3 protein-coding genes are annotated in these 2,604 nt (G+C 64.1%); 2 read left to right on the top strand and 1 reads right to left on the bottom strand.

Features of this window, described 5'->3' with window-relative positions:
• Positions 1-212: hypothetical protein (locus PX554_RS26470; RefSeq protein ID WP_275505038.1), on the bottom strand; the 212-nt coding region annotated here is incomplete at its 3' end.
• On the opposite strand from PX554_RS26470, the gene istA reads away from it, so the two are divergent.
• Positions 205-1,731: an IS21 family transposase gene (gene istA / locus PX554_RS26465; protein ID WP_275505037.1), complete on the top strand. Its 1,527-nt coding sequence runs from the start codon at positions 205-207 to the stop codon at positions 1,729-1,731. The two genes, PX554_RS26470 and istA, sit on opposite strands and share 8 nt — an antisense overlap.
• 10 nt (positions 1,732-1,741) lie before the next feature.
• Complete coding sequence (gene istB, locus PX554_RS26460) at positions 1,742-2,482, top strand: IS21-like element helper ATPase IstB (protein WP_275505036.1); 741 nt, start codon at positions 1,742-1,744, stop codon at positions 2,480-2,482.
• Positions 2,483-2,604 lie beyond the last annotated feature (122 nt).

Raw genomic sequence — 2,604 nt, 5'->3', positions numbered from 1 at the left:
TGCGGATTCCGGGGTGATCGCGCGCACCATTCCGATTTGATGGCGCGCAGCATTCCGAGGTGATCGCGCGCAGCGTTCCGAGCATTACCCGCGCAGCATTCCGAGATGATCGCGCGCAGTTTGGGATGACATGAGGCCTGATCGTTGGGACCAGTTCCCTGGCTGAGCAGCCAGGAGGATTGGATGCCGACGAGGAGGATTGCGATGCGCAACGTGCGCGAGATCTTGAGACTGAGCCTGGATGCGAGGCTATCGACGCGTTCGGCCGCCGAGCTCGTCGGCGCCAGCGCGACGACGGTGCGCGATACGGTGAAGCGGTTCCGACAGTCGGGGCTTCCCTGGCCGTTACCGGCCGAGATCAGCGATACAGATCTGGAGGAGCGCCTCTATGGCGTGTGCGGTATTAAGCCGGGGCGCCGCAGACTGTCCGAGCCGGACTGGTCGGTGGTGGCGCGCGAGCTGAAGCGCAAGCACGTGACGCTGCAGGTGCTCTGGGAGGAGTACAACGCCACGCATCCGGACGGGTACCGCTACAGCCGGTTCTGCGATCTATTTCGCCGTTGGGAAGGACGCTTGCCGCTGGTGATGCGCCAGAGCCATGCTGGCGGCCAGAGGCTGTTTGTCGACTACGCCGGCGATACGGTGCCAGTCGTGATCAACCGGCGGACTGGCGAGCTCCGCGGTGCCCACATCTTCGTCGCCGTGATGGGCGGCTCCAGTCTGTCGTTTGCGCTGGCGACATGGACCGAGCAGTTTCCCGACTGGATCGAGGGCAACAATGCCGCTCTCGCCTTTTTCGGCGGCGTGCCGCAGCTGCTCGTTCCTGACAACGCGAAAGTGGCGGTGATCAAAGCCTGCCACTTCGATCCTCAGATCAACCGTAGCTACACCGAAATGGCGCGGCATTACGGCACCGCCATTCTGCCGGCGCGGCCGCGCAAGCCGCGCGACAAGGCCAAGGTCGAAGCCTGCGTCGGAATTGTCGAGCGCTGGCTGCTGGGCAGGTTGCGCAACCGGATCTTCTACAGCCTTGCTGAGGTCAACGCCGCGATCGCCGAGTGCATGGCCGATCTCAACGACCGGCGAGTGCTGCGCCAGTTTGCCAAAACGCGTCGTCAGCTGTTCGAAGAGGTCGATGCTCCAAACCTGAAGCCGTTGCCGGCAGAGCCCTGGGTGCATGCTGAATGGCGGCGTTGCCGCGTCGGGCTCGATTACCACGTCGCGATCGAGCGGCATCATTACTCGGTGCCGCATCGTTTCGCCCGCCGCGAAGTCGAAGCCAGGCTTACCGCCCGTACGGTGGAGATCTTCCTGAAGGGCGAGCGCATCGCCGTGCACATGCGCGGCAGCGGTAACGGCCGGCACACCACAGTGCCGGAGCATATGCCATCCAGCCATCGTCGCTATGGCGAGTGGACGCCGGCAAAGATCCGCCAAGAGGCACAGCGGATCGGGCCGATGCTGTCCCTGCTGGTCGAGAAGGTCATCGAGGCAAAGCCTCATCCCGAGCAAGGCTACCGCTCGTGCCTGGGCATCATCGGGCTCGAGAGGCGCTTTGGCGCCGAGCGCCTGGAGGCCGCGGCGCTACGGGCCCTGGAGATCCAGGCGCGCAATTATCCCTCGATCAAGTCGATCCTCGAGAAGGGCCTGGACCAGGTGCCTGTCCCCCAATCCCCCGAGCAAGAGCCGATCATCCACTCCAACATCCGCGGCTCGAGCTATTACAACTAAAGGAGCATCAATGCTGAAGCACCCCACACTCGACCTGCTGGGCCAGCTTGGCCTGGACGGCATGGCCAAGGCCTTTACGGACCTGGCAGCCAACGAAGAGGCCACCAACCTAAGCCACGCCGAATGGTTGGCGTTGCTCCTCGATCATGAGGCGACATACCGGAACGATCGGCGCCTGCTCCTGCGTCTGCGGCACGCCAAGCTGCGCCACCGCGCCGCCCCTGAGGACATCGACCACCGGGCTCCTCGTGGTCTTGACCGCCGGCTGCTCGACATGCTGCTCAAAGGTGACTGGATCGCCCGCCATGAAAACTGCGCCATCATCGGTCCAACCGGCATCGGCAAAAGCTGGCTTGCATGCGCGATCGGTCACAAGGCATGCCGCGACAACCGCTCGGTCCTCTACACGCGCCTGCCGCGGCTCATCGACGAACTGACGGTGGCCAAAGGTGATGGCCGTATTGCTGCCCGCATGAAGAGCCTCGCGAGGGTCGAGCTGCTCATCCTGGACGACTGGGGCCTGCAGCCGCTCGACGGGAACGCCCGGCACCATCTGCTCGAGATCCTGGAGGACCGCTACGGTCAACGCTCCACGCTTGTCACCAGTCAGCTCCCGGTGGCCCGCTGGCATCAGACAATCAACGATCCAACCTACGCCGACGCGATCCTCGACCGCCTCGTCCACAACGCTCACCGCCTCGAGCTCGAAGGCGAATCCATGCGCCGGCCCGCCACGCCAACTGCCGCTTGACCACATCACCGACATAGGAGACATCGACAGCCAACGATCAGCCGCTTCAAGTGCGCGCGATCAAATCGGAACGCTGCGCGGCATCAGATTGGAATGCCTGCGCGCGATCGTCGGAATCCGCA

The organism is Sphingomonas pollutisoli (genome assembly GCF_029167165.1).
Taxonomy (GTDB): Bacteria; Pseudomonadota; Alphaproteobacteria; order Sphingomonadales; family Sphingomonadaceae; genus Sphingomonas; species Sphingomonas pollutisoli.
This window is presented reverse-complemented; position numbering and strand designations above follow the sequence as displayed.

Coding starts and splice junctions, on each gene's coding strand:
- istA (WP_275505037.1), top strand. CDS start 205: ATGCGCAACGTGCGCGAGATCTTGAGACTGAGCCTGGATGCGAGGCTA.
- istB (WP_275505036.1), top strand. CDS start 1,742: ATGCTGAAGCACCCCACACTCGACCTGCTGGGCCAGCTTGGCCTGGAC.